Here is a 5572-nt window from a genome sequence, read left to right on the forward strand (position 1 = left end):
GGTCGCGGAGGTCGACCTCGCCGGGGAGCGGCCAGAACAGGTGGACCGTGTCGGCCTCGAGGCCGTCGTGGACCGTCTCGACGCGGCGCGCGCTCGAGGCGCTCGCCCCGTCGTCGATCCGGGTGCGCCGCAGCGCTCGGAACCGCTCGCGCAGCGCCGCTTTCTCCGCCGTCACCTTCGTAGAGTCCATGTCCGAATCTCGCCTCGACCGCTTCGACGACTACCGCGCCCGCATGAACGCGCGCATTCTGGACGAGGGTGACCACCTCGGCATCAAGCGGTTCTTCAACCTCGACACGGCCGCGTACCGCGACGGCGCCCTCGACGGGCGGACGAAGGAGTTGCTGGGGCTCACGGCCTCGGCCGTCCTGCGCTGCAACGACTGCATCGATTACCACCTCGAGCAGTGCGCCGAGGCAGGCTACTCGGATGCCGAGATGATGGACGCGCTCAACGTAGCGCTCGTCGTCGGCGGGAGCATCGTGATCCCGCACCTGCGCCACGCTGTCGAGACGATCGACTTGTTGAGGGCGAGGGATGCAGAGGGATAGGGGATGGAGGGATACCGTCCCGGCCAATTCTAGTCGGTCAACTCTGCTCGTATCCCTCCTCCCACATCCCTCCGATCACACCTCGAGGTCTTGCCAGGCGACCAGCGCGGGGAACAGCGGAAGGAGGTAGCGCTGGCTCGTTACCAAGTAGGGCATCCCGCCGCCGCCCGTGCCGGACTCGTCGGCCACGTGGCGGCGGACGGTCCGGCGATGGACCGTGAGAAAGCTGCCGTCGGACGGCGAGTGGAGCGCGTTGTCCGTCGCCGCGACACGCGTTAAAATGTGAGCCAGGGCGCTCTCGGGCGCCCGCGTCTGGAGGTAGTACGCGCCCTCTCGCGCGGATCCCATCGTGTCCCGCCGAGCGTTCTCTGCGGCCGCCGCGTCCTCGAGGTCGGACCGGAAGTCGTCGACGGCGCCGTGAGCGGTTCCGTTGGCTTCGCCGGCCTGGCGGCTCTCGAGGCCGGCCGAGCCGAGCGTGGCGCGAAAGCGGCTCACAGCCCGATCGACGTCGCCCTCGTGGATTCGAGAGACGGCTGGGGGAGGAGGGAGGTCGCGGCCGAGAGACGGAAGCGAGGCGAGCAAGTCGTGGGCTGCCGTGTCGAGCCGGGCGGCCTGCGACGCGGGGCTGCTGGGCGGCGGAGAGGCCGTCACAGCTCCTTCCCGAAGGACGACGGGGTCTGCGAGCGAGACGTGGCCGCAGGGCGATCCGGTGTAGTGCTGCCCGTACGCGTCGCCAGGGAAGACGCGGAGGTCGAGGAGCGGCGCTTTCCCCAAGGCGCGCTGGATCAGACGGAGCTGGGCGGCCTGGAAGCCGCTCGAGGGCTCGAGATGCGCGCGGAAGTGCGCGAACTCGACGCGCGAGAACAGGACGTCGTCCTCCCCGTTTCGGCCCATCAGTTCCATGACGGGTGGGAGCAGGCGTCGTGCGGCGTGACGGAGCCGGTTCGAGGCGGTGATCGCCGGTCGCCAGAACGCGGCGGCTCGTGACGCCTCGTCGTCCACCTCGCCCTCCGCCAGGGCCATCGCCGTTCGACCCGCTTCGTCGAGGCCGCGCAACCGCTCGAGCGTGGCCGTAATGACGGCCAAGTCGAACGTCATCTGCTTAAAAACGACCTCGCACAACTGGTGAACCGTCACGAACGCACGCTCGTCGGGCACCGTCGAGGACGGCGTGCCAGCGCTCAGCAAGCCTTCGAGGCCGAGGTATCCGGCGTAGTCGAGGGAACTCCGCTCGCCCGGCACCGCGCCGACGAGCGGCCGTCCGGCGTCGTCCTCGAGGCGGTTGGCGTCCGCGTCGGTGCGGTCGTCCCCGAGGGAGAAAGACCACCAGTCGTTATGCGTCATTATGGTGCGAAGGTGGGAACGCGATGGGCCGGCCGAGAGATTACAGGTTCATCCCTGTTCCGACCCGCCTTCCCGTGATTCGACTGAGCCCTTCCGCTGCGTTCGAGTACGTCGTCGACCCTGGCACCGGGTTGAGTCTGGCCCGAATGATCGGGACATTGACCGGTCCCGACATGGAGCACATTGTCAGTACGGTTCACGGCGACGCTGACTGGCGAGCCTCGTTCGACGCGATCTGGGACTGCTCGAGCGTGCGGTCGCACGTCGTCCAGCCCGACGACGTGTCTCCGCTCGTCGAAGCGATGGTGGAGGACACCGCCCTCGAGGGCGAGGGAGGGCGCGATGTTTTGGTCGAGAGCGAGTCCCTCTCCGAGTCGATGTTCTCTCCGATGTTGGTCCGCTTGCTTCGGCGAAGTGGAGAGGACGCCTACGTGGTCCAGACGATGGAGGAGGCCCTGGCGGTCCTCGGTGTCGACGCGCTGCCGCCGGCGCTCGTCCTCGAGGGCGGCGCGGACGTGGATGCGTCGGCGTAATCTGGGCCCCACGGGGTGCCTGTGAGCGACATGCGACGGATACCTCTTCTCGGGCTCGCGATGCTCGTCGGGTGCTCGAGCCAGGCCCCGGACGTGAGGCCATCCGGGCTCCCGCTCGGGATCGCGTTCCCACCTGTCGCGGACCGAGAGCAACGGGCGTTCACGATCGACCAGCTCGGGACGCTGGGCATCCGTCACGTCAGGATCGGACAGCAGTGGGCGCTTCGGGAGCCTGAGCGCGACGTCCACGTCTGGCGACCTCTCGAAGACCGACTGTCCGCCCTCGAGGACGCGGGCGTCGAGGTGTTTCTGACGTTCGAGATCAAGGGGCTCCCCGACTGGCTCGGTGCGCTCTCGGCCGGCGAGCAGGAGGACGAGTTCCGCGAGTACGTCCGCGAACTGCTCCGCCGTGTCGGGGCCGTCCTCGATTGGGTCCAGTTCGGCAACGAGTGGAACACCGAGCTCGAGCGGTTCGCAGGGGGCGACGTCGAGACGTTCATTCGGCTGGCGAACGTGCTCCACGACGAGGTCCAACGACTGCCGTCCTCGAGCAGGCCCGAGGTGGCGCTGAGCTCGTTTTCTATTGGCGGTCTCCACGAGCTCGCGTTCCTCCAGGGCCGAATCGGGAACGTCGTCCTCGAGGGCGGGCCTCTGTACTCGGCGGCGGAGATCGCGGCGGCGGAGCGGGAGGGGCCGGCCACCCTCGAGGCCGCCCGAGCCGTCGTCGGACAGGTCCGCTACGACGCCGTCGATCTCCACCTGTACGACGACTACTGGAGCTGGCCCGAGTACCGAGACGCGGTCACGCAACTCGCGACCGATGCGGGCCGGACGAACGGTCTTCGGTTTTTGGTGAGCGAGTTCGGAGGTCCGCACCCGACGCTCGAGCCGGGCGGGGAGTCGTTCGAGGCCTCGCTCGTCGAGGACTACGTCGAGACCTTGGCGGGCATGGGGATCGAGCGAGCCTACTTCTTCAAGCTGGTCGAGGAGCGCGGTGCGGACATCGCCCACCCCAACTCGTTCCTCATCGACGCGGACCTGAGGCGGACGGCCTCGTTCGACGTGATCCGGCAGGCAGCGACCCGCTAGAGGAGCAGTCAGCGTCCTCGAGGCCGGCACGCCGTTTCCGCCTGCCCTTCACGCGTCCTTGAGGACGGACCTCCTACCTTTGTCGTCGCCTCGTCCCGGACATCCGGGCGAGGGTCCGGCCGCATCCGCGGAGCCTCGGCTTGGACGCCAGGCCCGCCCCGGCTCCGCCCTCGCTCGTGCGGCCTGCCCTCCGGCAGACTCGTGATCCCCGTCCCTACCCGGCACTCTCCGCATGTTCGATACGCTGTCCGACAAGCTCGACGCCGCCCTCAAGTCCGTGAAGGGCGAGGGCAAGATCAACGACCTCAACATCGCCGAGACGATGCGCGAGGTCCGGCGGGCGCTCCTCGACGCCGACGTCAACTACGGCGTCGCCAAGAGCTTTACGAACAAGGTCCGCGAGGCCGTCACCGACGACAAGGTGTTGCAGGCCGTCAACCCCGGCCAGCAGTTCGTCAAGGCCATTTACGACGAGCTGGTCTACCTGTTGGGTGACGTCCACGTGGACCTCAACAAGGCCAAGAAGCCGCCGACGGTGATCCTGGTCGCCGGGCTTCAGGGCGCCGGCAAGACCACGTTCGTCGGCAAGCTGGCGCTGCACCTCAAGTCGAAGGGCCAGTCGCCGATGGTGGCCGCCGCCGACGTGTACCGCCCGGCGGCCGTGGACCAGCTCGAAACGCTTGCCGGCCAGGTCGGCGTGCCGGTCTTTGCGATCCGCGGCGACGATGGCGTGCCTCTCAAGGACGCCGTCGAGGTCGCACGGCAGGCCGTCGCCGAGGCACGGCGGATGGGCCGCGACACCATCATCATCGACACGGCGGGCCGCCTGCACGTGGACGAGGCGATGATGGACGAGGTCGTCGCCATCAAGGCCGCGACCGAGCCCGACGAGATCCTGTTCGTCGTGGACGCCATGACGGGCCAGGACGCGGTCAACACGGCCAAGGCGTTCAACGACAAGCTCGACATCGACGGCGTCGTCCTGACCAAGCTCGACGGCGACACGCGCGGTGGCGCGGCCCTGAGCATTCGGTCCGTCGTCGAGAAGCCGATCAAGTTTGCCGGCACCGGCGAGAAGCTCGACGCGCTCACCGAGTTCTACCCCGACCGGATGGCCCAGCGCATCCTGGGCATGGGCGACGTCGTCTCGTTCGTCGAGAAGGCCCAGGAGCAGTTCGACGCCGAGGAGGCCGAAAAGCTGCAGCGCAAGTTCCGCTCCCAGGAGTTCGACCTGCAGGACTTCTACGACCAGCTCCAGAAGATCAAGAACATGGGGTCTTTGAAGGACCTCCTGGGCATGATCCCCGGCGTCGGCAAGCAGCTCAAGTCCCTCGAGGTCGACGACGACGCGTTCCGCCACATCGAGGCGCTCATCCAGTCGATGACGCCGTACGAGCGGGCCACGCCCGAGAAGATCAACGGCTCGCGCCGCCGCCGGATCGCCAAGGGCGCCGGCTTGGAGGTCCAGGACGTCAACGCGCTGCTCAAGCAGTTCCGCGAGATGAAGAAGCTCATGAAGACCATGAGCAAGCTCCAGGGCAAGGGCCGCTCCATCGACCCCTCCGCCCTCCTCGCAGGCCGTTAAACGTGGAATGTTGAACGTGGGAACGTCCTCGAGGACGCGCTTCCAACCTTCAACGCCCTCACTTTCAACTTTCAACACCCAACCCGCATGTCCGTCAAACTCCGTTTCCGCCGCATGGGGCGCCGCAAGCTCCCCATCTTTGGCCTAGTCGCCGCCGATAGCCGCTCGCCCCGCGACGGCCGTTTCATCGAGGACCTGGGCCGCTACGAGCCCGTCTCCGAGCCCGCCATGGTCAAGATCGACGCCGAGCGCGTGATCTACTGGCTCGGTCAGGGCGCCCAGCCGTCGCACACGGTCCGCAACCTGCTCCAGAAAGAGGGCATCTTGCTCCAGTGGGCGCTGACCCAGCAGGGCAAGGAGGCCGAGGAGATCGAGACGGCCTTGGAGGAGTTCAAGGCCCGCCGTGCTGAGAAGGCCGAGGGCGGGAAGACCAAGACACGCGCCGAGCGCCGCGCCGCTGCCCTCGAGGT

General features: G+C 67.8%; 6 protein-coding genes and 1 pseudogene. 5 read left to right on the forward strand and 2 right to left on the reverse strand.

What is annotated here, in order from left to right:
* Window positions 1-190, reverse strand: a pseudogene (locus WBA11_RS19685) (5-formyltetrahydrofolate cyclo-ligase); the annotation flags it as partial.
* Here WBA11_RS19685 and WBA11_RS19690 point away from each other — a divergent pair.
* Window positions 189-551, forward strand: a complete 363-nt coding sequence (locus WBA11_RS19690; RefSeq protein ID WP_424522331.1) for a carboxymuconolactone decarboxylase family protein — start codon at window positions 189-191, stop codon at window positions 549-551. The pseudogene WBA11_RS19685 and the gene WBA11_RS19690 overlap by 2 nt on opposite strands.
* 75 nt (window positions 552-626) lie before the next feature.
* Here the strand turns inward: WBA11_RS19690 and WBA11_RS19695 are convergent, their stop codons facing one another.
* The gene (locus WBA11_RS19695) at window positions 627-1895 is read right to left on the reverse strand and encodes a hypothetical protein (RefSeq protein WP_424522332.1); all 1269 of its coding nucleotides are present in this window, start codon (window positions 1893-1895) and stop codon (window positions 627-629) included.
* A 146-nt stretch (window positions 1896-2041) separates the two neighbouring features.
* Here WBA11_RS19695 and WBA11_RS19700 point away from each other — a divergent pair, with 146 nt between their 5' ends.
* The 4 genes from WBA11_RS19700 to rpsP all read left to right on the forward strand — a co-directional run.
* Window positions 2042-2428 carry a hypothetical protein gene (locus tag WBA11_RS19700; protein WP_424522333.1) on the forward strand — a complete coding sequence of 129 codons (387 nt, stop codon included), beginning with the start codon at window positions 2042-2044 and terminating at the stop codon, window positions 2426-2428.
* 30 nt (window positions 2429-2458) lie between these two features.
* Window positions 2459-3517, forward strand: coding sequence for a hypothetical protein (locus WBA11_RS19705; protein WP_424522334.1), 1059 nt, complete (start codon window positions 2459-2461; stop codon window positions 3515-3517).
* A 232-nt stretch (window positions 3518-3749) separates the two neighbouring features.
* Window positions 3750-5102 carry a signal recognition particle protein gene (gene ffh, locus WBA11_RS19710; RefSeq protein WP_424522335.1) on the forward strand — a complete coding sequence of 451 codons (1353 nt, stop codon included), beginning with the start codon at window positions 3750-3752 and terminating at the stop codon, window positions 5100-5102.
* An 87-nt stretch (window positions 5103-5189) separates the two neighbouring features.
* Window positions 5190-5572: 30S ribosomal protein S16 (rpsP, locus tag WBA11_RS19715; protein ID WP_424522336.1), on the forward strand; the 383-nt coding region annotated here is incomplete at its 3' end.

Source organism: Rubrivirga sp. (genome assembly GCF_049648075.1).
GTDB lineage: Bacteria > Bacteroidota > Rhodothermia > Rhodothermales > Rubricoccaceae > Rubrivirga.